A 23,715-nucleotide genomic window follows, 5' to 3' on the forward strand; every position below is an offset into this window, starting at 1 on the left:
CGGCCGCCCCTCCCGCACCCCCGGCGCAACCGGTCCGCCTCACCAAGGTCACGCTCACCAAGGCGTCACCGTCGGTCTCCCTGACCAAACAGGGCGGCACCTCGGGCGCGATGCGCGTGAACCTCAACTGGGAGGTCCGCAAGCAGTTCTCGGGCTGGGCGAGCAAGCTGGGCCGCCCGGTCGCGATGCACAACGACCTCGACCTGGACCTGTGCGCCCTGTACGAGCTCTCCGACGGCAGCAAGGGCGTCGTCCAGGCCCTCGGCAACGCCTTCGGCGCGCTGGACCGGCCGCCGTTCATCCACCTCGACGGCGACGACCGCACCGGCGCCGTCACCAGCGGCGAGAACCTCACCGTCAACCTCGACCACAAGCAGGCCTTCCGGCGCGTCCTCGTCTTCGTCACGATCTACGAGGGCGCGCGCTCCTTCGCCGACCTGCAGGCCACCGTGACCCTGCAACCGCAGTTCGGCGCCGCGATCGACTTCTCCCTCGACGAGTGCACCGTCCCCTCGACGGTCTGCGCGCTCGCCCTCATCACCAACACCGGCTCCGACCTCGTCGTCCAGCGCGAAGCCCGCTATCTGGTGCCCGAGCGGGGAGTGAGCCCCCAGCGGACCGTCGACTACGCCTACGGCTGGGGCATGAACTGGACCCCCGGCCGCAAGTAGCGGGTCAGCCCTTGTCGGGCACCGTGTCCGGACGTGCGTAGGTGCGGCCTTTCCAGGCCGCACCGCGCCCCCGGTAGTGCTGGACGGCCGAGTCGACCGTCATCAGGAGATAGAGGAAGGCCGTGAACGGCAGCAGGGGAGCGAGCCACAGCGGCTGCCGGTAATAGCGGAGCATCGGGACATACGTCCCCGTCATCACCAGCCACGTGAGCCCGCCCAGGACGGCGGTCGCCGTACTCCCCGCGACGAGCCCCACCGCCAGTGCCACGGGCGGCACCAGGTAGATCAGCGTGAGCCCGGCCACCGTTCCGGCCAGCAGCGGAAGACTGTGCCGCAATTGCGCGAACGCGCTGCGCGAGACCATGCGCCACAGGTCGTGCAGCCGCGGATACGGCCGCACGCTGTCCACCCGCTCGGCCAGCCCCAGCCAGATGTGACCGCCCCCGCCCTTGACCGCGCGCGCGAGCGCCACGTCGTCGATGACGGCGTGCCGGATCGCGTCCGGGATCCGCGCCCGCTCGGCGGTCTCCGTACGCAGCAGCACGCAGCCGCCCGCGGCCGCCGCCGTCCGGGACCCCTTCTTCCCGATACGGCGGAAGGGATACAGCTGGGCGAAGAAGTAGACGAACGCCGGCACGACAAGGCGCTCCCACAGGCTCTCCACCCGCAGCCGGGCCATCTGCGACACGACGTCGAACCCGCCGGTGCGCGCCGCCGCGACCAACTCCCGCAGACTCTCCGGCTCGTGCGCGATGTCCGCGTCCGTGAGCAGCAGGTACTCCGGGTCACGCGCGCGTGCCAGGCCGATACCGTGGCGCACCGCCCACAGCTTGCCGGTCCACCCGGCGGGCGGTTCACCGGGCGAGCCCACGGTGAGCGGCAGCCCGCCGTACCGCTGGGACAGCTCCCGGGCGAGCTCCCCGGTGCCGTCCGAGCTGCCGTCGTCGACGAGGAACACCTCGGCCCGCCCGGGATAGTCCTGGGCCAGCAGCGACGGGAGACTCGCGGGCAGCACGGCGGCCTCGTCGCGCGCGGGGACGACGACGCAGACGGACGGCCACTCGTCGGGTTCCCGCCGCTCGGGCAGTCTGACGTCCGTGCGCCAGAAGAAGCCCTGGCAGAGCAACAGCCACAGCCAGGCGGCGAGGGAAGCGGCGGCGGTCCACGTCATGGCGCTCACGTGCGCAGTGTCCCCCACCGGGGCGGCCCGCAAGGGCTCATCGTCTATCGTGGCCGGGTGAAGATCGCGCTCATGGACTCCGGAATCGGCCTGCTTCCAGCCGCTGCCGCGGCACGCCGGCTCAGGCCCGACGCGGATCTCGTCCTGTCCTGGGACCCCGACGGGATGCCCTGGGGGCCGCGCACACCCGAGGACATCACGGAACGGGCGCTGGCCGTCGCCGAGGCCGCCGCGGCGCACCGTCCCGATGTGCTGATCGTCGCCTGCAACACCGCGTCGGTGCACTCGCTGCCCGCGCTGCGGGCCCGTTTCGAGCCGGACCTGCCGATCATCGGCACCGTCCCGGCGATCAAGCCGGCCGCCGCGGGCGGTGGCCCCCTCGCCATCTGGGCGACCCCCGCCACCACCGGCAGCCCCTACCAGCGCGATCTCATCGAGCGGTTCGCCATGGGGGTGGACGCCGCCGAGGTGCCGTGCCCCGGGCTCGCGGACGCCGTGCACCACGCCGACGAACCGGCGATCGAGGCCGCGATCGCCGCCGCGGCGGCACGTACGCCCGCGGACATCACGACCCTCGTCCTCGGCTGCACCAACTACGAACTGGTGGCCGAGCGCATTCGCGCGGCAGTGCAGCAGCCGGGCCGGGCGCCGCTCATCCTGCACGGCACCGCCGGAGCCGTGGTCGCCCAGGCGCTGCGCCGGATCGGCGAGCCGCCCGCCCCCGAGGCGCCCGCCGAGGGCAGTCTCACCGTGCTGCTCAGCGGACGCGAGGCCGAGCTGCCCGAGACCGCGCTCACTTACACGGAAGGCCGATTCCTCTCGGCGGTCAGCCCCGCCCGCTGACCCAGGGTGACGAAAGGGGCTCCGGTCGGTCCACCGGCCCACTCACCCTCTGCTACGCGGTACCCGCGGAGCGAAACCTGAGTAATCTCGTAGGCATGAGGGACCACCCCCACGGCGTGGACGCGCCGCATCCCGACGTCTGGACCGGACGCGCCACCAACCGGGCTCAGTGGCTGCTGGCGCTTGTCGGCGCCGCGTGCATGGCGCTCGGCATCGAGCTGGCCGTCGACTCGGCGTGGACCTCGGGCATCGCTCCGCTCGCCATGGCGGTCGTCGGCTGCATCGCGGCCGGCCTGCTCGTCCTCTTCGGCACCCTGGCGTTCGTGCACGTCGCGCTCAAGGTCGACGAGGAGTCCCTTGAGGTGCGCTGCGGTCACATGGGCCTGCCGCGCCGCCGCATCCTGCTGTCGAACGTGGCGGACGCCGAGGTCGACCATGACGTCACCCCGCGCCACTGGGGCGGCTGGGGCTACCGCTGGCGGCCCGAGAAGGGCACCGCGGTCGTCGTACGCCGTGGCGAGGGCATCGTGCTGAGCCTGTGGGACGGGCACACGTTCACGATCACCGTGGACGACGCCGAGGCCGCCGTGCAGATCATCAGGGACCGACTGCGCTCACGCACGCACGGCACGGCCCACTAGGTCACGGGCCACCGGGTCACGGCCTACCAGGTCACGGAGCCAGTCGGTCGTTCCGGGGGCGGAGCCCGTCCGTCTCGCGCCGTGCCGGCTCGTCGGCCAGGGGGCGGGCCGTGGCCAGCCCGGCCAGGAGGCCGGCGCCCACCGACACCGTCGTGAAGCTGAGCGCGTTGCCGACCGAGGCGATCGCCGCGAGCGCGGTGAGGGCCGCCCCCGCGGTGAGCGCGACCGGAGCGGGGCGTGGGGAGCGCCAGAGGGTGTAGAGCAGCCAGCAGAAGGCCGCGGCGAGCAGGACCACGCCGACGACTCCCTGTTCGGCGGCCTGCTGGAGCGGCGCCGAGTGCGGTTTGCCGTCCGGCAGCAGCGTCTGGGCCGCCGTCGTGCTGAGCTCGCCGAAGCGTCCGGGGCCGACGCCCAGCGCGGGGTCCCGGTGCGCCATGCGCAGCGCGTCCTGCCACAGGTCGACGCGGTGCCGGGTCAGCTGGCCCTCCAGCGACACGGCGAGTCCCTCCGGTACCGCCCGGCCGGCGACCGCCCAGGTCAGCCCGGTCACCAGGGCCGCCGTCAGGACGAGCCCGGCGAAACCCGCGCCGCGATGGTGCTGCATACGGCTTGCCGCGAGCGAGCACAGCAGCACCGCGGCGCAGGCGACACATCCGGTCGCCGACCCCAGGACGGCGGCGGTCACCGTGATCCCGACAGCCGACGTCCGCAGCACGAGCCGCCAGGCCGGCGCCCGCACGGCCCACGCGGCACAGCACACGGCCCCCGTGGACAGGGTCAGCACGGCGGCGGTGGAGCCGGCGTGGCCCAGCGGTGCGGCGATCTCGGGCCCGGCGGAGAGGTGGGGAGCGGCGGCGGTGAGGCCCACCCCGGCGGCGGCCGCCGCACAGAGCGCCGCCACCGGCAGGATCGCTCCGCAGATTCGTCCCGCCGCATACCCGGCGGCCACGGCGAGGACGGCGAGCAGCACGCCCTCGGGACGGCCGTCGTGCACGGCCGCCGTGATCAGGGACCAGGTGGCGCAGGCCCCGAGCACCGCTACGCCCGTCGCGTCCGAAACGTTTCGTCTGTCGCCGTCCTCCGCCGGACCGGCCGCAGACGTCATCCCCGTGGACCCCACCCGACCCCCCGAACCCGTCGCCCCCGCGACCTGTGCCGGGCCCCGGTCGCACGGCCGCCTGACCGGCGGTACGACAAAGGCTCCGGCACACGGTAACGGCTGATGGACGGTTTGTGGACGAGTTGCGCAGGAAGGATGCGGCACGATCGCGCTGATGGGCCCCGTGCTGCCATCCGGACCGCGCTGTCGGCGTCAAGGTCGACCGCCGTACACTCCCGGAGTGACCGTCACCGCAACATCCGTGGACGAGTCGGACCAGAAGCAGCCGACCGCGCCCGCCTCGCGCACGGCCCGTCTCGCGCGCTTCGTCCCGGCTCTCGCCGCCGCACTCTCCGGAGTGCTGCTCTACGTCAGCTTCCCGCCGCGCACGCTGTGGTGGCTCGCCCTCCCGGCGTTCGCCGTCTTCGGCTGGGTGCTGCGCGGCCGCAGCTGGAAGGCGGGCCTGGGCCTCGGCTACCTCTTCGGCCTCGGCTTCCTGCTGCCGCTGCTGGTGTGGACCGGCGTGGAGGTCGGGCCCGGCCCCTGGCTGGCGCTCGTGGTGATCGAGGCGGTCTTCGTCGCGCTGGTCGGCGCGGGTGTCGCGGCGGTGTCGAAGCTGCCCGGCTTCCCGCTGTGGGCGGCAGCCCTGTGGATCGCCGGCGAGGCGGCACGCGCGCGTGCGCCGTTCAGCGGCTTCCCCTGGGGCAAGATCGCGTTCGGTCAGGCCGACGGCGTCTTCCTCCCGCTCGCCGCGGTGGGCGGCACCCCGGTGCTCGGCTTCGCGGTCGTCCTGTGCGGATTCGGGCTGTACGAAGCCGTCCGCCTCGTCGTGGCCAAGCGCCGCTCCCGAGAGGTACGGCGGTCGGCCGCGGTGGTCGCCCTGCTGAGCGTGGCCGTCCCCGTGCTGGGGGCCGTCGCCGCCCGCCCGCTGGTCAGCGACAAGGCCGAGAACGGCACCGTCACCGTCGCGGCCATCCAGGGCAACGTGCCCCGAGCGGGTCTCGACTTCAACGCCCAGCGACGGGCCGTGCTCGACTACCACGCGCGCGAGACCGAGCGGCTGGCCGCCCAGGTCAAGGCCGGCAAGATGCCCCGGCCCGACATCGTGCTGTGGCCGGAGAACTCCTCCGACATCGACCCGTTCGCCAACGAGGACGCGCGTGCCGTCATCGATGCCGCCGCCAAGGCCATCGACGCGCCGATCTCGGTCGGCGGAGTCGTCGAGCGGGACGGCAAGCTCTACAACGAGCAGATCCTGTGGGACCCGGTCAAGGGACCGACCGACACCTACGACAAGCGCCAGATCCAGCCGTTCGGCGAGTACCTCCCGCTGCGCTCGCTCATCGGGGCGATCAACAGCGACTGGACGTCCATGGTCCGCCAGGACTTCAGCCGCGGCACCGAACCGGGTGTGTTCACCATGGCCAATGCCAAGGTCGGGCTCGTCACCTGCTACGAGGCGGCCTTCGACTGGGCCGTGCGCTCCGAGGTCACCGACGGCGCCCAGCTGATCTCCGTGCCCAGCAACAACGCCACCTTCGACCGCAGCGAGATGACCTACCAGCAGCTCGCCATGTCCCGGGTCCGCGCCGTCGAGCACAGCCGGACCGTCACGGTGCCGGTGACCAGCGGCGTCAGCGCGATCATCATGCCGGACGGCAGGATCACGCAGAAGACCGGCATGTTCGTCGCCGACTCCCTCGTCCAGAAGGTGCCGCTGCGCTCCTCCGAGACGCCGGCCACGAAGCTCGGCATCCTGCCGGAGATGCTGTTGGCGCTGGTCGCGGCGGGCGGACTGGGCTGGGCGATCGGTTCGGGTGTGCGCAACAGGCGGGCCGGAACCGCCGGTTAGGGTCGGCGTATGGCTACTCCTGACTTCATCCGTGAGATCCGGGCCTCCGCCGGGCACCAGCTGTTGTGGCTGCCCGGCGTCAGCGCCGTCGTCCTCGACGACGAGGGGCGGGTCCTGCTGGGGCAGCGCGCGGACAACCACGAGTGGACGGTGATCTCGGGCATCCCGGACCCCGGCGAGCAGCCCGCGGCGGCCGCCGTCCGCGAGGTGTACGAGGAAGCGGGCGTGCACTGCGTCGTCGAGCGGATCGTCCTGGTCCGCTCGGGCAACGAGGTCGTCTACCCCAACGGCGACAGGTGCCAGTTCATGGACATCACCTTCCGCTGCCGGGCCGTCGGCGGCGAGGCGCGGGTGAACGACGACGAGTCCCTCGCGGTGGGCTGGTACGAGGTGGACGCGCTGCCCACGATGGGCGAACGCCAGCTGTTCCGGATCAAGCAAGCACTGTCCGATGAACCCACATGGTTCGAGCCCATGAGTTCCAATTGAAGTATGGGCGCTGACCACATGGGGTGAGCCAGGGGCGCTGCCTAGGGTCGAGCCATGACCCCGCCCAGCGCCCTTACGGCCCCCCACGCCTCCTCGCTCGACCTCGGCGGCCGCACCGCTCTCGTCACCGGCGCCGCCGGTGGCATCGGCCGCGCCTGTGCGCTGCGGCTCGCGGCCGCCGGGGCCAAGGTCAGAGCGGTCGACCGGGACGCGCGAGGCCTTGAGGAGCTCGCGGACGGGGCCCGGGGTCTGGCGGGCGCCATCGAAGCGCACGTCCTCGACCTGACCGACCTGGACGCCGCCGAGCTCGCTGCGGCCGGCACCGACGTGCTGGTCAACAACGCCGGGCTTCAGCTGGTGCGCCCCATCGAGGAGTTCCCGCCCGACGTCTTCCACACCGTGCTCACCGTGATGCTGGAGGCGCCGTTCCGGCTCATCCGCGGTGCCCTGCCCCACATGTACGGGCAGGGATGGGGTCGGATCGTCAACGTGTCCTCGGTCCACGGGCTGCGGGCCTCGGCGTTCAAGTCGGCGTACGTGGCCGCCAAGCACGGCCTGGAGGGGCTCTCCAAGACGGCCGCCCTGGAGGGCGCGCCCCACGGCGTCACCTCGAACTGTGTGAACCCCGCCTATGTGCGCACCCCCCTCGTCGAGAAGCAGCTCGCCGACCAGGCGCGGGCGCACGGCATCCCCGAGGAGCGCGTCCTTGCCGAGGTGCTGCTGCAGGACAGCGCCGTCAAGCGGCTCATCGAGCCCGAGGACGTCGCCGAGGCCGTGGCGTATCTGTGCGGCCCGCGGGCGTCCTTCGTGACCGGCACGTCCCTGGTGATGGACGGGGGCTGGACGGCGCACTGAGCCGTGGTCCGACGGGTTGTCCACAGGGCTGACGAGGTGACGGTGCGATGAGGAATCCTGTGAGCATGTCCCGCGATCACGTGCAGTCCGCCGAGCGCCCCGCCGGTAGCGCCGAGGCACCGTTCCTCGAACTGCTGGCCAGGGGCGCGTCCGCCGACGCCTACGAGCAGCCGGTGCTGCTCGCCCGCGCCGAGGGACGGCCGGCCGAGCGGATCGCCGCACTGGAGCAGGCCAAGCTGGTCGCCCTGCGTGTGCGCTCGGAGCTGGAGGGACGGCGTCGGCGCGAGGCGGAGCTCTCCGCGCTCTTCGAGACCGCGCACGACCTGGCGGGGCTGCGCGACCTGGACGCCGTGCTCCAGGCGATCGTGCAGCGCGCCCGCTCCCTGCTCGGCACGGACGTCGCCTACCTCAGCCTCAACGACCCGGGCCGCGGCGACACCTACATGCGCGTGACCGAGGGCTCGGTCGCCGCCCGCTTCCAGCAGCTGCGGCTCGGCATGGGCGAGGGGCTCGGCGGCCTCGTCGCACAGACCGCCCGGCCCTACGTCACCGACGACTACTTCAAGGACGAGCGCTTCCAGCACACCCGCACCATCGACGGCGGGGTACGGGACGAGGGCCTGGTCGCGATCCTCGGCGTGCCGCTGATGCTGGGACACCACGTCATCGGGGTGCTGTTCGCCGCGGACCGGCGGGCCCGGGTCTTCGAGCGGGAGCAGATCGCCCTGCTCGGCTCCTTCGCCGCCTTGGCGGCCGCCGCCATCGACACCGCGAACCTGCTCACCGAGACCCGCTCGGCCCTCGCCGACCTGGAGCGCGCCAACGAGATCATCCGCGACCGCAGCGGCGTCATCGAGCGCGCCTCCGACATCCACGACCGGCTCGCCGAACTCGTGCTGCGCGGCGGCGGGGTGCACGACGTGGCGGCGGCGGTCGCCGAAGTCCTCGCCGGCAAGGTCGAGTTCACCGAGGCCGCCGCCACACCGGCCGAGGCACTGGAAGCCTCCCGGGCCGAAGGCCACGCCGTACGGCACGGGGAGGACTGGATCGCCGCCGTCGCCGCCGGCGGCGAACTGCTCGGCGCGCTCGTGCTGCACGGCCACCCCGGACTCGACCCCGTCGACCAACGCACCCTGGAGCGCGCCGCGATGGTCACCTCGCTGCTGCTGCTGGCCAGACGCTCGGCGGCCGAAGCCGAACAGCGCGTCCGTGGCGAACTCCTGGACGACCTCCTCGACGCCCGCGACCGCGACCCACGCCTGCTGCGCGAACGCGCCTCCCGGCTGCACGCCGACCTCGACGCCACCCATGTCGTCCTCGCCGCCCGCCTCGACGGCACCGCGGCCGACGCCGAGCAGGAGGCGGACGCCCGCAGACGCCTGTGGTCCGCCGCCTCGCACCTCGCGGCGACCCGGCACGGACTGGCCGCCGCCCGCGACGGCGGCACCGTCCTGCTGCTGCCCCTGAAAGCGGGGGACACCGCGACCGCCCTGGCCCGCCGCACCGCCCGCCACCTCGGCACGGCCGTCCACGAGGCCGTCACCGTCGGCGCGTCGGCCCCCGTCGAGGATCCGGCCACCCGCCCGGACATCGTGGTCGCCGCCTACGAGGAGGGCCGCCGCTGCCTCGACGCCCTGCGGCTTCTGGGCCGTTCCGGCGACGGTGCCGCCGCCGAGGACTTCGGGTTCCTCGGCCTGCTCCTGGCCGGCGACCGTGACATCACGGGCTTTGTCGGCCGCACCATCGGCCAGGTCGTCGCCTACGACGAACGGCGCGGTACCGATCTTCTGCGCACCCTCGACGCGTACTTCGCCTGCGGTATGAGCCCGGCCCGCACCAAGGACGAACTGCACGTCCATGTGAACACGGTCGCCCAGCGCCTGGAGCGCGTCGGCCGCCTCCTCGGCGAGGACTGGCAGAGCCCCGCACGCGCTCTGGAGATCCAACTCGCCCTGCGCCTGCACCGGTTGTCCGCGCCGGCACAGCACTGAGTGTTCGTGTCGGCACAGCACCGGCCCCCGCACGCGTGGGCGTACGGGGGCCGGTCGGGGGAGATCAGACGGTGCGGGCGTCCACGGTCGCGGCCTTCGCCGTGTCCGCCTCCGGGTCCGTGTGCGTGTCCGCGGGGGAGCCGATGTCGGCGAGGTCCCGGTTGCGGGTCTCCTTGGCGACTCCCACCGCGATGAGGGTCAGGACGGCCGCCCCGATGACGTACAGGGCGATCGGGGTGGAGCTGCCGTAGTCGTTCAGGAGCGCGGTGGCGATCAGCGGCGCGGGCGCTCCGGCGGCGACCGAGGCGAACTGGGCACCGATGGAGGCGCCGGAGTAGCGCATCCGGGTCGCGAACATCTCGGAGAAGAAGGCGGCCTGGGGCGCGTACATCGCCCCGTGCAGCACCAGACCCACCGTGATGGCGAGGATCAGGTTGCCGAAGCCGCCGGTGTCGATGAGGGCGAAGAACGGGAACATCCACAGGCCGATCCCGGCCGCGCCCAGCAGATACACCGGGCGCCGTCCTACCCGGTCCGACAGGGCGCCCCACATCGGGATCACCGCGAAGTGCACGGCGGAGGCGATCAGTACGGCGTTCAGCGCGGTCTGCTTGGAGACGTCGGCCGCGGTGGTGGCGTAGACGAGGATGAACGCGGTGATCACGTAGTAGCTGATGTTCTCGGCCATGCGCGCGCCCATCGCGATGAGCACGTCTCGCCAGTGGTGGCGCAGTACGGCGACGAGGGGGAGCTTCTCCGCGGCGGCCCCCTGCTCGGCCTCGCGGGCCTGGGCGTGGGCCAGGGCCTGCTGGAAGACCGGCGATTCGTCGACGGACAGACGAATCCACAGACCGACCATCACGAGGACGCCGGAGAGCAGGAACGGGATCCGCCAGCCCCAGCTGGTGAAGGCGCTGTCCGAGAGGACGGCGGTGAGCAGGGACAGCACACCGGTGGCCAGCAACTGCCCCGCGGGGGCGCCGGTCTGCGGCCACGAGGCCCAGAATCCGCGCCGCCGGGCGTCCCCGTGCTCGGACACCAGCAGCACGGCCCCGCCCCACTCGCCGCCGAGCGCGAAGCCCTGGATCAGGCGCAGCACGGTCAGCAGCACGGGAGCGGCCGAACCGATCGTCGCGTGGGTGGGCAGCAGCCCGATCGCGAAGGTCGCCCCGCCCATCAGCAGCAGGCTCAGCACCAGCAGCTTCTTGCGTCCCAGCCGGTCGCCGTAGTGCCCGAAGACAAGGGCACCGATCGGACGGGCGGCGAATCCGACGGCGTACGTCAGGAACGACAGCAGGGTGCCGACGAGCGGGTCGGAGCCCGGGAAGAACAGCTTGTTGAAGACGAGGGCCGCGGCGGATCCGTAGAGGAAGAAGTCGTACCACTCGATGGTGGTGCCGATGAGGCTGGCGGCGACGATGCGCTTGAGGCTGGCGGGTGGCGGGGGAGCGGTGGTTCCGGAGGCCATGTGCGCCACTTCCTCGTGTGCGGTGGGGACGGGTATGTGTTTGCACACCGTAGGAAGGTGCAGGTCAGGGGCACATGTGGTGGGGCAACATAGTTCGGGGTGAGGCTATGCGCGTGCTCGCCATGTTCGCCCGTTGAACCGTGGCTGAGAGGCCCGTAGGGGGCCGAGGAAGGCGCTGTCCGGGACGCGTAGTTAGGGGTGTTTTGACGGTGCCGTGCTGACTCCCGTGCTGGTTTGGTGCTGACTAAAAGCCCACGTCATCACCCGTCTTCGTCGCTCCCGTGCTGACTTGGTGCTGACTACGCTCCGTTGAACTCGGACATTTAGTGGCTGACTGGCGAGCGCCGTTGCGAGACAGGGGCCCATCAAGCCCAGCCGCCCGGATCTGCTCTGCGGCTACTCGCTCAGTGCTGGTGCCGGCTGCTGTCTGCGTTCCAGGCAACCGGACAGGACGGTAGAGTTTGTCGAATCGGCGGACTGGCCGTACGGGATTCTCCGCCAGGAGTAGGCGTTCACCCGCCTGCGGGTGACGACGTCGAAGGCGTCGTAGGACGCCACCGCGACACGCTCGCCACCGCGCAGCCTGAGCGTCTGCATCGGGGCTACTGGACTACTCCGTGCCGTCTGCAGGCAGGCGCTCCGGGAGCGCGAGCCGCGGGAACTGGTCGTCGTGGAATGTGACGATCTCGGTGATCCCCCCGCCGGTGACGCACAGGGCATCGATCGTCAGTGGCAGGTACGCGACTTGGCGCTTCTGCTAGAGGTAGAAGGCGACGGCGGGTTGCCGGCTCGCGGAGGTGAGGATGGGGCGCAGGCCCTTCATGCTTCGAAGCCGCTCTCGACCCAGTTGTTCTGGAACTGGATCGGACGGTCGCAGGAGGAGATCGTACGGGCCTGTCAGGACTGGATGGAAGGGGTCCGGTTCGGGGAGGTGAAGGGGTACGACGGGGTCAGGCTGTCGGCCCTCGAGCTGCCGGTGACGCCTCTGAAGTCACGAGGAAGAGTTCGCTGACCTGTGGAAACGGCTGGTTGGTTGGCGCCGCGTGGGCGAGTCGGACGCCTGTGTTGTCTGCCGCCCTTCCATCGCGCCGGGGAGGGCCGCTGGGGGTGCTGCATGCCCGGTGTACGGTGCTGTGGCATCCCAGCATGTGTCCGTCTATGGGTAGCTGTGGCAGGACTCTTGCTAACCCTTGGCTAACTCTACTGACGCGTCATCAGGTCGCGTGTGGGGCTTGTGACGTGCCCTCTTGGCGCTACAGCGGTCACTACAGGCTGGGTGGTCACCGGACGAGGCTGAGCTGGCGCGTGGCTGAGTTGCACGTTGGTGCAGGTACTCGGTACTCGCCCGGCGTCTTATCGGAATCCGACGACGTGTAAGTGGCCGTAGTGGTGAGCGAGCCTGTGGTTGCGGACATTCAGCGGAAGGCCCGGGCCCTGCCTGAGTCCTAGCCCGGACATCGACCGCAAAATTCCGGCTTGATCCTGCGTTCACGAGGTTATGAAGGATCCTCGGCAAGCCCTGGCCGCCGGCCGCAGCGACAACGTCCTGTTCTCCATGCCCCACCTGCCGATCTCGGCCAGCGCGGGTCGTTTCGCCGCGGAGTTCGCCACCGCCCTCGCTGAACACGGCCTGACCATGGTGGCGCACCTCACCGGCTTCCCGTGCCGTTCGCTGGTCGATGTCTGTGCAAGCGTGGACGCCTCCGCCGTGGTGGGCCTGGAGAGCTTCGCGCCCGAGACCACCGCCGCCCTGCGCCGCGCGGGCGTGGCGACCGTACTGTCCCTCGGCGACGACGCCTCCGGCCCGGACCAGGTCGTGGCGAGGCTGCAGGCGGACCATCTGCTCTCCCGCGGCCACTGCAGGATCGGTTTCGCGCCGCCCGCGCAGCGCGTTCCCCAGCACATGCCGCTTGCCCGTCTGCGCGGTGTCGAGGATGCCTGCGCCGCCGCCGGCCTTGAGCCACCCAGCGCGCTGACGGTCGAGCCGGTCGCTGCGGACGCCGCGCGGGCGGTCGCCGAGTGGCGGGACCGGTCGGTGAGCGCCGTCGCCGCCTACAACGACGAGACGGCACTCGCCGTCCTCGCGGGCCTGCGCACGCTCGGCCTCACCGCGCCCGACGACATGGCCGTGATCGGCGTCGATGACATTCCCACCGCGGCGCTCGCCGCACCACCGCTCACCACGATCGCCTTCGACTTCTCGAACGCCGCCTACCGCCTTGCGCAGGCCGTGACCGCCACCCTTCGCGGCGAACAGCCGCAGGAAGCCAAAATCTCCTACCGGCCTCACGTGGTGGAACGCGAGTCCGCCTGAGCATCGATTGCGCGACACACAATCGCAGCAAGGGAACGGCCGACGAGCCAGGTCCCCGTCGAAGTCGACGGCGAGGGAGCGGAGCACCTCAGCGACTAGTCGGCCCGCGTGGGCGCAGTGCCCTCCTTGCCCGCCTCCGGCACCGCACCCGGCGCGCTGCTCAAAATGGACGAGGACTACGCCTTCGGGTAGCTGACTTCGCTACGGCGTACCCACCGGCATCGATACCGCCCCAGCGGACGGCGGCGCGGCCCACCCAGGCTGCGCCGGATCAGGCGGCGTACGACCTATCCACCTGAACGAACCTGATCACGCGGCTCGCGCCGAACGGCCCCATGGTGGTTGCCGCGGTTCAACGCTCGAGAACGAGGGCGAGGCCCTGCCCCACTCCGATGCACAGGGTCGCCACACCGACGCCCGAGCCTGCGGCCGCGAGCTGGTGGGCGACGGCCCCGGCCAGCCGGGCGCCGGACGCGCTCAGCGGATGGCCGATGGCGATGGCCCCGCCCCGTGGGTTGAGGATCGCGGGATCGAGCTCGGGCCACTCGGCGACGCACCCCAGCACTTGGGCGGCGAACGCCTCGTTCAGCTCCAGCACGTCCAGGTCCGCAAAGGTGAGACCCGCCTTGGCCAGCGCACGGTTGACCGCTTCGACGGGTCCGAGGCCGAAGTAGTGGGGCTCGATTGCGGTCGCGGAGGAGGCTGTCACCCGGGCCAGCGGCTCGCGGCCGGTCTCCCGAAGTCCCTCCTCGTCGGCGAGCAGCAGGGCTGCGGCGCCGTCGTTGAGGGGCGAGGCGTTGCCTGCGGTGACGGTGCCTCCCGCGGGGCGGAATGACGGCTTGAGCTTGGCCATCTCCTCCAGGGACGCGTTCTCGCGTACGCACTCGTCGCGGTCGAAGGGCACCGGCTCGCCCTTGCGTTGCGGAACCGACACCGATAGGACCTCGGCGTCGTACAGCCCGTTCTTCCAGGCGGTGGCGGCCTTCTGGTGGCTGGCGAGCGCGAAGGCGTCCTGCTGCTCCCGGCTGATGCCGTGCTTGTCCGCGATCAGTTCCGCGCTCTCCCCCAGCGGGACGGTCCACTGCGGCGGCATCGCCGGGTTGACCATGCGCCAGCCGAGCGTGGTGGAGTACAGCTCCGTGTGTCTGGCCGGGAAAGGGCGGTCGTTCTTGGGTAGGACATAGGGTGCGCGTGTCATCGACTCGACTCCGCCCGCCACCGCGACGGAGGCGTCGCCGAGCGCGATGGCCCGCGCGGCCTGGATGACGGCCTCCAGCCCGGAGGCGCACAGCCGGTTGACGGTGACACCGGGCACGGTCACCGGCAGACCGGCCAGCAGCCCCGCCATGCGCGCCACATTTCGGTTCTCCTCGCCGGCACCGTTGGCGTTGCCCAGGAAGACGTCGTCGACCCGCGCGGGGTCGAGGCCGGGAGAACGCTCCAGCAGAGACCGCACGACGTGGGCGGCCAGATCGTCGGGACGCACGGCCGCCAGCGCACCGCCGTACTTGCCGACCGGCGTACGCACCGCGTCGACGACATAGACATCACGTCGGCTCATCCGCCGTCCCCTTCTGTGACACGGACCCTCGGCTCGGCATGTTCCCGCACTTGATCGGCGGTGACCCCGGGTGCCGTTTCGACCAGCACCAGGCCGCCGTCCGTCACGTCGAGAACGCCAAGGTCGGTGATGATCCGGTTCACACACCGCCTGCCGGTCAGCGGCAGAGAACACTCCTTGACGATTTTGGGACTGCCGTCCTTGGTGGTGTGGGTCATCACCACGATGACGCTGCAGGCCCCGTGGACCAGGTCCATGGCGCCACCGATGCCGGTGACCAGTCGGCCCGGGACCGCCCAGTTCGCGAGGTCGCCTGCTGCGGAGACCTGCATGGCGCCGAGTACGGCGACATCGATGTGCCCTCCGCGGATCATCCCGAAGGACAGCGCCGAGTCGAAGAACGAGGCCCCGGGCAGGACGGTCACGGTCTCCTTGCCGGCGTTGATGAGGTCCGGGTCGACCTCGCTCTCGGCTGGATAGGGGCCGGTGCCGAGAATGCCGTTCTCGGATTCCAGGATCACCTCCACGCCGTGCGGCAGGTGGTTGGGGATCAGTGTCGGCAGGCCGATGCCCAGGTTCACGTACTGGCCGTCCCGCAGCTCGCGTGCGGCCCGGGCTGCCATCTCCGTGCGGCTCCACGCCATCAGCGCCTCGCCTCCTGCCGTCGGCCAGGCACGAAGACCGTGCGCTGTTCGATCATCTTCGCCGCGGCCTCCTCGGGAGTGAGAGCAATGATCCGCTGCACGAAGATCCCTGGCAGATGCACAGTGTCGGGTTCGAGCTCTCCAGGCTCCAACAGCTCCTCCACCTCGGCGACCGTCACCCGTCCCGCCATCGCCGCGAGGGGGTTGAAGTTCCGCGATGACTTGTTGAAGAGGAGGTTGCCGTGCCGGTCGCCCTTGGCCGCGCGCACAAGCGCGAAGTCGGTACGGATCGCGTGCTCCAGCACATACTCCGTGCCGTTGAACTCCCGCACCTCCTTGCGAGGTGAGGCCAGCACGACTCCGCCCTGCCCGTCGTACCGCCACGGCAGCCCGCCCTCCGCCACCTGTGTGCCGACACCGGCGGGTGTGTAGAAGGCGGGGATGCCGCATCCACCGGCGCGCAGCCGCTCGGCCAGCGTGCCCTGGGGAATCATCTCGACCTCCAGCTCCCCGGCCAGATACTGACGGGCGAACTCCTTGTTGGCTCCGATGTAGCTACCGGTCACGCGGGCTATCCGCCCTGCGGCAAGCAGCACGGCCAGTCCCGAATCCATGGCGCCGCAGTTGTTCGACACGACACTCAGGCCGAGGACCCCGAGATCATGGACTGCCCTGATCAGCACGTCGGGCACGCCGCTCAGTCCGAAACCGCCGACGGCGAGCGACGCACCATCAGGTAGGTCCGCCACGGCCTCAGCAGCTGAGGCAATCACCTTATCCATGTCAGGCCTGCTTCACGGTCGTTGCGCCACGGTCATGTCTCTTCCCAGCCATTCATTCTTTCCTATACCGATTGGTCCACAGATTTATATGTGCTGCGAATAGGCCTCTCGTCCTCTCAGGGCAGCCCTGAGAGGACGAGAGCGGTAGAAGTGCAACAAATCCGGTCCAGCGGCGCGGCAGCCCCGCACTGCGAGATCCGGTTCAAGCACCTCAGACGGTTCGGACCTGTGTGTCGTCCGGGGAGGGGGCGAGCGGGCGGGCCTGGTGGTGCGGACATACGCCGGGGGGAGCGGGGACACCGTCGCGGGCCTGTGTCAGCTCGAAGGGCGAGCGACAGCACACCCGACACGCCGTTCTCGATGCCCTGTCCCCGAATTTCTGATACGCGCGTCCGTAATCAGCAGTTCCGTTGGATTCAGGATTCGGCAGCACCCCCGGTCGTCGGCTCCGGTCACAACGCGATTCGGGAATGCCCGACCCTAAGAACTGTGCAGGGGAGGCAAGAGACCACGAATTTGGTCGCGCAGCACAGCAAGTTGCTCACGGATGAGTTCGATGGTCGTCTCGTCCGTCAGGTTACCCGCCTCGTCGAAGCGCTGAGCACAGTTGAAGACCAGTATCTCGGGGCGCACGACGACCTTCGACTGGGTCCACAAGAACACCTGGCGCAGGGCGAGTTGGGCGCGGACTGTCCCGAAGTTTCCAGGCGCCGCGCCCAGGATCGCGACGTGCTTGTGCAGCAGAGCGGAACTCTGTGCGGGTCGCGAGGCCCAGTCCAGGGCGTTCTTCAAGACGCCAGGGATAGAGTAGTTGTATTCGGGAGTGGCGATGAGCAGCCCGTCCGCTCGGGCTATCGCGGCCCGGAGTTCCTGTACGGCACTCGGCGGGCTGTCCGTGTCGAGGTCCCCGTTGTAGAGCGGAATGGCGCCAAGATTTCCGTAAAGACTTATCGAGACGTCGTTGGGGGCGTGCTTCTGCGCCGCTCTCAGCAACGCGGTATTCATCGATCCGGCGCGAAGACTTCCACTGATGGCCAGAATGTTCACATCGGTCACGCGACTCTTTCCTTTTCCGGTACCGAAGGACGCTGGAGCGGGCGCCGTCGACACCACGATTTGGAGATTGCAGCTTATGGAAGCACGGCGGTACTGCCGTGAGCCATTACGATTTCTCGCTCTACTCATTCATCGTTTTTCGTGGTCGGGCGTACTGCTAGCATCCCGAGCCATGTCCTCGGGTCAGGATCTGGTTGCCCTGCGTTCCTTCCTCGCCGTGTATCGCACCGGTGGGGTTGCCAAGGCCGCCGAAACCCTGCACATGTCGCAGCCGGCCGTCTCCCACCATCTGCGGGCCATGGAACGGCTTGCCCAGCGGCCCTTGTTCGTGCGGTCCGGGCGCGGTATCGCCGCGACGGAGGCCGGTCACGCCCTGGCCTCACGGGTCGCCCCCCATCTGGACCTGCTGGAGGAGACGCTGAAGGGGCTGGCGCCCGACGCGGCGATGCCGCACGGTCCCGTCTTCGTGGGTGCGCCCGGCGACCAGCTGGACGGCTGTGTGCTGACGAGGCTGGCACCATTGATCGACCAGGGCATCGCAGTCCACTGCAGGGTCGGTCTTTCCACCAGCCTCGTGGATGATGTCCTTCGGGACGAACTCGATGTCGCGCTGGTCACCAAGATCGAGGGTGCGCCGACGAAACAGCTGCATCTCGTGCACTGCTACGACGAGGAGTTCGTACTCGTCGGCCGGGCCGGTCAGGACCCGTACGAGCCCCAGCATCCGGCGACTCGCCCGTTCGTCGGCTATTCCGAGGCGATGCCCATGGCGCGGCGCTACTTCCGGGCCTGTTGGGGGATGACACCGCCGGCCCCGACGGTGACCGTCCCGGACATGCGCAGTGTGGTGACCGTGGTGGCCTCCACCTCTCTGCTGTCCGTGGTGCCGCGGTACCTGGCCCAACGGCAGATCGACGCCGGTGCCCTCGCGGTGCTGCATCAGCCGGAGGAACCGGTCGTCAATCCCATCTACGCGGCGACCCGCCGAGGCCGACAGCAACTGGCCCATATCAGTGCCGTCCTCGGCCATTTGCGAGCGGCCTGACCGACCGGGTCAGGGACCAGGTCGCTCGTACTGCCGCTCGTACTACCGCCCGGTCGGCGTCTCTCAGCCGGCTGCCGCGGGCTTCCCGTTCTGCTGCCGGTCGGAGCGGACGAAGAGCAGCGCGATGACACCGGCGAGCGGGAGCATGCCGATCTGCCAGAAACCGGCCCCTCGCCATCCAAGTGTCTGCGCCAACGTGGCGAACAGCAGGCCCGAGCCGGCGGCAGCAACGTAGTAGCTGCTCACGAAGAGGCCAGCGGCCATACCGACCCGATCCGGGCGCACCGCCCGCTGGATGGCGCTGGTGCAGTTGGTGAAGAGGAAGCCGCTGGCGAAGACACCCATGCTGAACGCCAGCAGGTACTGCCAGCCGGGGTCGGTCGGCCCGAGGTAGGTGGTCACCCCGATGGCGGACACCATCAGGTAGGTGAAGATCAGCAGTTTGCGCTGGTCCACGCTGTCGCCGAGCCAGCCGCCCAGCAGGGAGAAGGTGGCGCCGAGCCCCACGAGACTGGCGGCGAGAGCGGTCTGGCCGACGGTGAAGTGCAGTTCCATCTTCAGGAAGCTCGGGTACAGGCCCAGGAATCCGTAGAAGACCAGGCCGCCGATGGCCGATGTCACGGACAGGGCGACAGAGTTGCGGTTGAGGAGGGTGTCGGGGACGTGGGCGAGATCGGCCGCGGCACCGGGTGCCGTGCGGGTGGCCCGCTCGGTGATCCCCCGGCGCACCAGCAGGCCGATGGCAGCAGCCAGTGCCAGCCCGGCCGTGCCGAACCACACGAACGGCGTCCGCCAGGTACCGCTCGCCTCGGCGAAGGCGATCCCCGCCAGCGGCCCGAAGAACACGCCCACGCCGAAGGCGGTCACCAGCCCGCCCATGGCGAGCGAGCGGCGGCGGTGGAAATAGGCGCCCAGCGCCGCGAACAGGGCGGCGGCCTGCATGCCCTCGCCGAACCCGGACACCAGCCGGTACGCGAGCATGTCGAGGAATCCCTTGGCCAGCGGAGTCGCGATCGTCCCCAGTGAGTAGACAACCACGCTGCCGACAAGGACCGCCTTGCGGGAGAAACGGTCGGACAGATGACCGGCCGTCAGACCCGCGATCGCCATGCCGAGCGTGAACCCGGTGGCGAGCAACCCGCCCTGCTGGAGGCTGAGTCCGTAGTCGAGCCGGATGCTCGGGAGCAGCGGGTAGAACAGCTGACGGTCCATCGCGTTGAGGGTGAAGGACAGTACGAGCAGTGCGACTCCGGTACACACCGCGGCGCGGGACAGACGGTCCGACCGGTCAGTGCCGGTCTTCGGCTTGTCAGGGTGGTCAACGAGGTCAGTCATGGGATTCTCCAACGGCTCACACGATCCGACCCGTGTCCGGGCACAGCGCAGGAGCGCAGCCATGGGCGCGGGCGGTCGCTGGAGGGCACGGCGGCACGCGCCGTTGTTCGGTGCCGAACACGGCGGGCCGTCCGTGTGAGGGAACGGAAGGGATGAGAAAGCGAGAGGAAGGAACAGAGCGCGGGCGCATCCGACCCAGTGGAACCAGGCGGCTACCAGGGCCGGGCGGCGTCTCAGCGACCAGTCGGGTCGTGGGGGGCCTGCTCCAGGGCCTCGCCACAGATAACACGTCGGGGACCGGACACATCGGTCCAGGTTCGGGCAACCTGCTGCCGCGAACTTGCCGAGAAGGCTGACCTACACGTTTGGCCGTGTCAAGACGTCGTGCCGCACCCGCTCGCGACGTCGATGAAGCCCGCAAGCGCAGGATTGACGTTTTCGGCGCTCCAGACGAGCCCCATCTCGACGTGGAGTGGGTTGTGCCGCAGTGCCCGGTAGATGACACCCGCCCGCTGGATGTGACGCACCGATGCCGGGACCAGCGCCACGCCCACCCCACTCGCGACGAGTCCCGCGATGGTCTGCACGAGCACCGCCTCCTGCACAGCGCGGGGCACGAACCCGCCGCGGCGGCACTGCTCCATGACGGTCTCCCGCAACCCCTGACCGGCGTGCCCGCCCACCAGCACGAACGGCTCGTCGGCGAGATCGGCGACGATGATGCTCCGCTGGGACACCAGCGGATGGCCCGGCGGAAGCGCGGCCATCAATGGTTCCCGCGAGATGGCCGTGTAGCGCAGGCCGCGGTCACCGAACGGAGGCTCGTCCGCGAACGGGAGATAGAAGCAGGCGCAGTCCAGCGATCCGTCACGCAGGCCGTCCACCTGCTGCGGCGGGGTGAGCTCATACAGGTCCAGATGCACCCCGGTGTACCGCTCACGGAACTCGCGCAGGACGGGCGGCAGGTTCTCGATGGTCGCCGACGGCACGAAGCCCAGTGCCAGCCGGCCGACTTCCCCCCGGGCCGCCCGCTGCGCGTCGAGAACGTCGTCACGGAGCTGAGCGAGAAGCCGCCGCGCGCTCTGCTGGAACAGCCGGCCGGCCGCCGTGAGGCGCACCTGGCGCGTGGTGCGTTCGAAGAGCAGGACGTCCATCTCCTCCTCGAGGCGGCGGATCTGGGAGCTGAGCGGCGGCTGGGTCATGCTGAGGCGGGCCGCCGCCCGGCTGAAGTGCAGCTCTTCGGCGACGGCCAAGAAGTACTCCAACTGACGCAGCTCCACGCCCGTGCCCTCCTGGCGGCATTCAGTCACCAAACATATGAATGATAAGCACAACAAGTATTGGACAGAATCAATGGGTCGAACAAGCATGGGGAGCCCAAGACCTGCAGAGAGGCTGTCCGATGGCTCAGGCGCACATGTTCAACTACCAGGCGCTGCCGATGCGCGTGGTGATGGGCCCGGGGTCGCTCGCACGGCTCGGCGGGGAGATCGACCAGGCCGCGATGGAGCGGGTTCTCGTCCTATGCTCCCCGGAACAGCAGGAACTCGGCGAGCGGGTCGCCGACCTGCTCGGTGAACGGGCCGCCGGCGTCCATCCCCATGCCAGGACGCACGTCCCGCTGGAGTCGGCCGAGGCCGCGCGGGACCAGGCCAAGCGGCTCGGGGCGGACGGCTGTGTCGCGGTCGGCGGGGGCTCCGCGATCGGGCTCGGCAAAGCCGTGGCCCTCGAGTACGGGCTGCGGATCGTCGCGGTTCCGACGACGTACGCGGGCTCGGAGATGACCTCGGTGTGGGGTCTGACCGAGAACGGCCGGAAGCGGACAGGGCGGGACCCTCGGGCACTGCCTGTCTCCGTCGTGTACGACCCTGAGCTGACGGTGGGCCTGTCGGCCGCCGTGTCCGCCACCAGCGGCATGAACGCCCTCGCGCACGCGGTGGAGTCCCTCTACGCGCCGGACACCTCGCCGATCGTCCGCCTGATGGCGGAGGAGGGGGTGCGCGCGCTCGCCGCCGCGCTCCCCGAGGTGGTGTCCGATGGCTTCGACCTGCGGGCGCGGGGCGTGGCCCAGTACGGCGCCTGGCTGTGCGGCGCATGCCTCGGCGCCACGTCGATGGGCCTGCACCACAAGCTGTGCCACGTCCTGGGCGGCACCCTGGACCTGCCTCACGCCCCCACCCACACGGTCGTACTGCCACACGCCCTCGCCTACAACCAACCCGCCGTTCCGGAGGCGGTGACAGCCCTGAGCCGAGCCCTGGGTGGGACTGCCGACCCCGCGAGGGCCCTGTGGGAACTGGGCCGCACCCTCGGCACGCCCCGCTCCCTCGCGGAGCTGGGCATGCCCGAAGAGGCCATCCACGAGATCGTCGGCCTGACCCTCGCCGACACCTACCCGAACCCCCGCACGGTCACTGCAGAGAATCTGACCCATCTGCTGCGCCGGGCCTGGGCAGGGGAGCCGCCCGCAGTGCTGCCCGCAGCCGAGAAGGAGAGCCCACGATGAACAACCTTTCGCTGTTCAGCGAGGAGAAGTCGGCCGAGGTCGTCCTCGCGAGTTTCGGTGAAGGAACCGATCCCCGGCTCCGCCACGTGCTGGGGGCGCTCGTGCGGTATCTGCACGACTTCGTCAAAGAGGTCGAACTGACCAACGAGGAGTGGGAGGCCGCCATCGGCTTCCTCACCGAGACCGGCCAGACGTGTACCAACGTCCGGCAGGAGTTCATCCTCCTCTCCGACGTGCTGGGTGTCTCGATGCTCGTCGAGACGGTCAACAACCGCTCGCTGGAACTCGCCACCGAATCCACCGTCCTCGGCCCTTTCCACATGGTCGATTCACCGATCCGCGAGCGCGGAGACACCATCGCCCTGGACGGCAAGGGCCGGGACTGCCTGGTCACCGGGAGGGTCACGAACGAGACGGGAGCGCCACTGGCGAACGCCACGGTGGACGTCTGGCAGGCGAACGCCGAAGGCTTCTACGACGTGCAGCAGCCCGACGTCCAGCCGGAAGGCAATCTGCGCGGCCTGTTCACCACCGACGACAACGGCGAGTTCTGGTTCCGCTCGATCGTCCCGCGCCACTACCCCATCCCGGTCGACGGCCCGGTCGGCCGACTTCTGCAGGCCACTGGCCGACACCCTCACCGGCCCGCTCACGTGCACTTCCTCGCGACCGCCAAGGGCCACCGCCCGCTGGTCACCCACCTCTTCGTCGAGGACTGCCCTTACCTCGGGTCCGACGTGGTGTTCGGCGTCAAGGAGAGCCTCGTCCGCGAGTTCGCCGAGGTCGACGACCCCTCCGGCGCAGCCGAGCTCGGTTTCGACAACCCGTACTGCACGGTCCACTTCGACGTCGCCCTGCTCAGCAAGCCGGAACCAAAATAGACAGACGTCTCCGAAAGGCTCCGCGTAGGCGCGGGCATCGCCCTGCGGGGTCTGGCAAACGCGCGGTGTGACCGGGGTTGTTGGTTATCTGACGGGCCGCTGAGAGTCGGCCGTCGAAGGTGATGTCAAAGGCGTTCAGCGCGGTCTTCCAGCGCATGGTCCGGCGGGCCTGGCTCTTGCCGGTGGGATCGAGCGACATGATGGCCATGCAGACACACCTCAGGGTGGCCTCTTCGGTCGGTGCCGTGTAGACGGGGCAGCGGAGGTTGGCGATCTTGTCCCAGTCCTGGTGGGCGAGGTACGTCGGGCACGCCGCGGCTCTTGCTCTCGGTGAGGATGTGTGCAGTAAGTGCTCGTCTCCCTCGCCGCCGTCGCCCGCCCACAGGCCAGGATGCCGCGCCGGCCTTCGGTGGTGACGGCCAGGGCCACATGGACGGGCTAGTTGACGGCCGCGCTGTCGCGGATCGGCACGTGGATGGAATGCGAAAGAGCCGTCCCGGGC

Annotated in this window: 20 protein-coding genes and 3 pseudogenes; 12 read left to right on the forward strand and 11 right to left on the reverse strand. The window is 70.2% G+C overall.

The window, feature by feature from the left end:
- Positions 1-671 (forward strand): annotated as a pseudogene (locus tag HLK59_RS01825) (Tellurium resistance); the annotation flags it as partial.
- A 4-nt stretch (positions 672-675) separates the two neighbouring features.
- Here HLK59_RS01825 and HLK59_RS01830 read toward each other — a convergent pair.
- On the reverse strand, positions 676-1,842 hold the full coding sequence (locus tag HLK59_RS01830) for a glycosyltransferase (protein ID WP_171139480.1): 1,167 nt from the start codon (positions 1,840-1,842) through the stop codon (positions 676-678).
- Positions 1,843-1,908: 66 nt separating this feature from the next.
- Here HLK59_RS01830 and HLK59_RS01835 point away from each other — a divergent pair, with 66 nt between their 5' ends.
- On the forward strand, positions 1,909-2,694 hold the full coding sequence (locus tag HLK59_RS01835; protein WP_171139376.1) for an aspartate/glutamate racemase family protein: 786 nt from the start codon (positions 1,909-1,911) through the stop codon (positions 2,692-2,694).
- 95 nt (positions 2,695-2,789) lie between these two features.
- Positions 2,790-3,335: a hypothetical protein gene (locus HLK59_RS01840; RefSeq protein ID WP_171139377.1), complete on the forward strand. Its 546-nt coding sequence runs from the start codon at positions 2,790-2,792 to the stop codon at positions 3,333-3,335.
- A gap of 31 nt (positions 3,336-3,366) precedes the next feature.
- Here the strand turns inward: HLK59_RS01840 and HLK59_RS01845 are convergent, their stop codons facing one another.
- Positions 3,367-4,440, reverse strand: coding sequence for an O-antigen ligase family protein (locus HLK59_RS01845; protein ID WP_171139378.1), 1,074 nt, complete (start codon positions 4,438-4,440; stop codon positions 3,367-3,369).
- Between the two features lie 235 nt (positions 4,441-4,675).
- Here HLK59_RS01845 and lnt point away from each other — a divergent pair, with 235 nt between their 5' ends.
- The 4 genes from lnt to HLK59_RS01865 all read left to right on the forward strand — a co-directional run bounded on the left by lnt (position 4,676) and on the right by HLK59_RS01865 (position 9,621).
- Entirely contained in the window at positions 4,676-6,286 is a 1,611-nt protein-coding gene (lnt, locus tag HLK59_RS01850) for an apolipoprotein N-acyltransferase (protein WP_171139379.1), read from the forward strand.
- Positions 6,287-6,295: 9 nt separating this feature from the next.
- Entirely contained in the window at positions 6,296-6,775 is a 480-nt protein-coding gene (locus HLK59_RS01855; protein ID WP_171139380.1) for an NUDIX domain-containing protein, read from the forward strand.
- A 54-nt stretch (positions 6,776-6,829) separates the two neighbouring features.
- The gene (locus tag HLK59_RS01860) at positions 6,830-7,630 is read left to right on the forward strand and encodes a 3-hydroxybutyrate dehydrogenase (RefSeq protein ID WP_171139381.1); all 801 of its coding nucleotides are present in this window, start codon (positions 6,830-6,832) and stop codon (positions 7,628-7,630) included.
- Positions 7,631-7,695: 65 nt separating this feature from the next.
- Positions 7,696-9,621 (forward strand): GAF domain-containing protein, encoded by a 1,926-nt coding sequence (locus tag HLK59_RS01865; protein WP_171139382.1) that lies wholly within the window; start codon positions 7,696-7,698, stop codon positions 9,619-9,621.
- Positions 9,622-9,685: 64 nt separating this feature from the next.
- Here the strand turns inward: HLK59_RS01865 and HLK59_RS01870 are convergent, their stop codons facing one another.
- Both HLK59_RS01870 and HLK59_RS01875 read right to left on the reverse strand, forming a co-directional pair.
- A complete protein-coding gene (locus HLK59_RS01870) occupies positions 9,686-11,089 on the reverse strand; it encodes an MFS transporter (RefSeq protein WP_171139383.1) in 1,404 nt (467 codons plus the stop codon).
- A gap of 396 nt (positions 11,090-11,485) precedes the next feature.
- Positions 11,486-11,686 (reverse strand): hypothetical protein, encoded by a 201-nt coding sequence (locus HLK59_RS01875; RefSeq protein ID WP_171139384.1) that lies wholly within the window; start codon positions 11,684-11,686, stop codon positions 11,486-11,488.
- Positions 11,687-11,933: 247 nt separating this feature from the next.
- Here HLK59_RS01875 and HLK59_RS50380 point away from each other — a divergent pair.
- A pseudogene (locus HLK59_RS50380) lies at positions 11,934-12,101 on the forward strand (pirin family protein); the annotation flags it as partial.
- 486 nt (positions 12,102-12,587) lie between these two features.
- The gene (locus HLK59_RS01880) at positions 12,588-13,403 is read left to right on the forward strand and encodes a LacI family DNA-binding transcriptional regulator (protein WP_171139385.1); all 816 of its coding nucleotides are present in this window, start codon (positions 12,588-12,590) and stop codon (positions 13,401-13,403) included.
- A gap of 352 nt (positions 13,404-13,755) precedes the next feature.
- Here HLK59_RS01880 and HLK59_RS01885 read toward each other — a convergent pair whose 3' ends face one another.
- The 4 genes from HLK59_RS01885 to HLK59_RS01900 form a co-directional block, all read right to left on the reverse strand.
- Positions 13,756-14,964 (reverse strand): acetyl-CoA C-acyltransferase, encoded by a 1,209-nt coding sequence (locus HLK59_RS01885; RefSeq protein WP_171139386.1) that lies wholly within the window; start codon positions 14,962-14,964, stop codon positions 13,756-13,758.
- On the reverse strand, positions 14,961-15,608 hold the full coding sequence (locus tag HLK59_RS01890) for a CoA transferase subunit B (protein ID WP_171139387.1): 648 nt from the start codon (positions 15,606-15,608) through the stop codon (positions 14,961-14,963). Before HLK59_RS01890 ends, HLK59_RS01885 begins: the two co-directional genes overlap by 4 nt.
- Positions 15,608-16,390 (reverse strand): CoA transferase subunit A, encoded by a 783-nt coding sequence (locus tag HLK59_RS01895; protein ID WP_171139388.1) that lies wholly within the window; start codon positions 16,388-16,390, stop codon positions 15,608-15,610. The genes HLK59_RS01890 and HLK59_RS01895 overlap by 1 nt, the downstream gene beginning before the upstream one ends.
- Positions 16,391-16,870: 480 nt before the next feature.
- Complete coding sequence (locus tag HLK59_RS01900) at positions 16,871-17,446, reverse strand: NADPH-dependent FMN reductase (RefSeq protein ID WP_346779622.1); 576 nt, start codon at positions 17,444-17,446, stop codon at positions 16,871-16,873.
- 172 nt (positions 17,447-17,618) lie between these two features.
- Here HLK59_RS01900 and HLK59_RS01905 point away from each other — a divergent pair, with 172 nt between their 5' ends.
- Entirely contained in the window at positions 17,619-18,491 is an 873-nt protein-coding gene (locus HLK59_RS01905; protein ID WP_171139390.1) for a LysR family transcriptional regulator, read from the forward strand.
- Positions 18,492-18,554: 63 nt separating this feature from the next.
- Here HLK59_RS01905 and HLK59_RS01910 read toward each other — a convergent pair whose 3' ends face one another.
- On the reverse strand, positions 18,555-19,826 hold the full coding sequence (locus HLK59_RS01910; RefSeq protein WP_171139391.1) for an MFS transporter: 1,272 nt from the start codon (positions 19,824-19,826) through the stop codon (positions 18,555-18,557).
- A 374-nt stretch (positions 19,827-20,200) separates the two neighbouring features.
- Complete coding sequence (locus tag HLK59_RS01915; RefSeq protein ID WP_346779629.1) at positions 20,201-21,136, reverse strand: LysR family transcriptional regulator; 936 nt, start codon at positions 21,134-21,136, stop codon at positions 20,201-20,203.
- 92 nt (positions 21,137-21,228) lie between these two features.
- Here HLK59_RS01915 and HLK59_RS01920 point away from each other — a divergent pair, with 92 nt between their 5' ends.
- Together HLK59_RS01920 and HLK59_RS01925 are read left to right on the forward strand one after the other, a co-directional pair.
- Positions 21,229-22,332, forward strand: a complete 1,104-nt coding sequence (locus HLK59_RS01920) for a maleylacetate reductase (protein ID WP_171139393.1) — start codon at positions 21,229-21,231, stop codon at positions 22,330-22,332.
- Entirely contained in the window at positions 22,329-23,213 is an 885-nt protein-coding gene (locus HLK59_RS01925) for an intradiol ring-cleavage dioxygenase (protein WP_171139394.1), read from the forward strand. The genes HLK59_RS01920 and HLK59_RS01925 overlap by 4 nt, the downstream gene beginning before the upstream one ends.
- Positions 23,214-23,304: 91 nt before the next feature.
- Here the strand turns inward: HLK59_RS01925 and HLK59_RS50700 are convergent.
- Positions 23,305-23,693: pseudogene (locus HLK59_RS50700) on the reverse strand (IS256 family transposase); the annotation flags it as partial.
- Between the last annotated feature and the right edge of the window lie 22 nt (positions 23,694-23,715).

Source organism: Streptomyces sp. S3(2020), from assembly GCF_013044505.1.
GTDB lineage: Bacteria > Actinomycetota > Actinomycetes > Streptomycetales > Streptomycetaceae > Streptomyces.

Coding starts and splice junctions, on each gene's coding strand:
- HLK59_RS01830 (WP_171139480.1), bottom strand. CDS start 1,842: ATGACGTGGACCGCCGCCGCTTCCCTCGCCGCCTGGCTGTGGCTGTTG.
- HLK59_RS01840 (WP_171139377.1), top strand. CDS start 2,790: ATGAGGGACCACCCCCACGGCGTGGACGCGCCGCATCCCGACGTCTGG.
- HLK59_RS01845 (WP_171139378.1), bottom strand. CDS start 4,440: ATGACGTCTGCGGCCGGTCCGGCGGAGGACGGCGACAGACGAAACGTT.
- HLK59_RS01855 (WP_171139380.1), top strand. CDS start 6,296: ATGGCTACTCCTGACTTCATCCGTGAGATCCGGGCCTCCGCCGGGCAC.
- HLK59_RS01860 (WP_171139381.1), top strand. CDS start 6,830: ATGACCCCGCCCAGCGCCCTTACGGCCCCCCACGCCTCCTCGCTCGAC.
- HLK59_RS01865 (WP_171139382.1), top strand. CDS start 7,696: ATGTCCCGCGATCACGTGCAGTCCGCCGAGCGCCCCGCCGGTAGCGCC.
- HLK59_RS01870 (WP_171139383.1), bottom strand. CDS start 11,089: ATGGCCTCCGGAACCACCGCTCCCCCGCCACCCGCCAGCCTCAAGCGC.
- HLK59_RS01875 (WP_171139384.1), bottom strand. CDS start 11,686: ATGCAGACGCTCAGGCTGCGCGGTGGCGAGCGTGTCGCGGTGGCGTCC.
- HLK59_RS01880 (WP_171139385.1), top strand. CDS start 12,588: ATGAAGGATCCTCGGCAAGCCCTGGCCGCCGGCCGCAGCGACAACGTC.
- HLK59_RS01885 (WP_171139386.1), bottom strand. CDS start 14,964: ATGAGCCGACGTGATGTCTATGTCGTCGACGCGGTGCGTACGCCGGTC.
- HLK59_RS01890 (WP_171139387.1), bottom strand. CDS start 15,608: ATGGCGTGGAGCCGCACGGAGATGGCAGCCCGGGCCGCACGCGAGCTG.
- HLK59_RS01895 (WP_171139388.1), bottom strand. CDS start 16,390: ATGGATAAGGTGATTGCCTCAGCTGCTGAGGCCGTGGCGGACCTACCT.
- HLK59_RS01905 (WP_171139390.1), top strand. CDS start 17,619: ATGTCCTCGGGTCAGGATCTGGTTGCCCTGCGTTCCTTCCTCGCCGTG.
- HLK59_RS01910 (WP_171139391.1), bottom strand. CDS start 19,826: ATGACTGACCTCGTTGACCACCCTGACAAGCCGAAGACCGGCACTGAC.
- HLK59_RS01920 (WP_171139393.1), top strand. CDS start 21,229: ATGGCTCAGGCGCACATGTTCAACTACCAGGCGCTGCCGATGCGCGTG.
- HLK59_RS01925 (WP_171139394.1), top strand. CDS start 22,329: ATGAACAACCTTTCGCTGTTCAGCGAGGAGAAGTCGGCCGAGGTCGTC.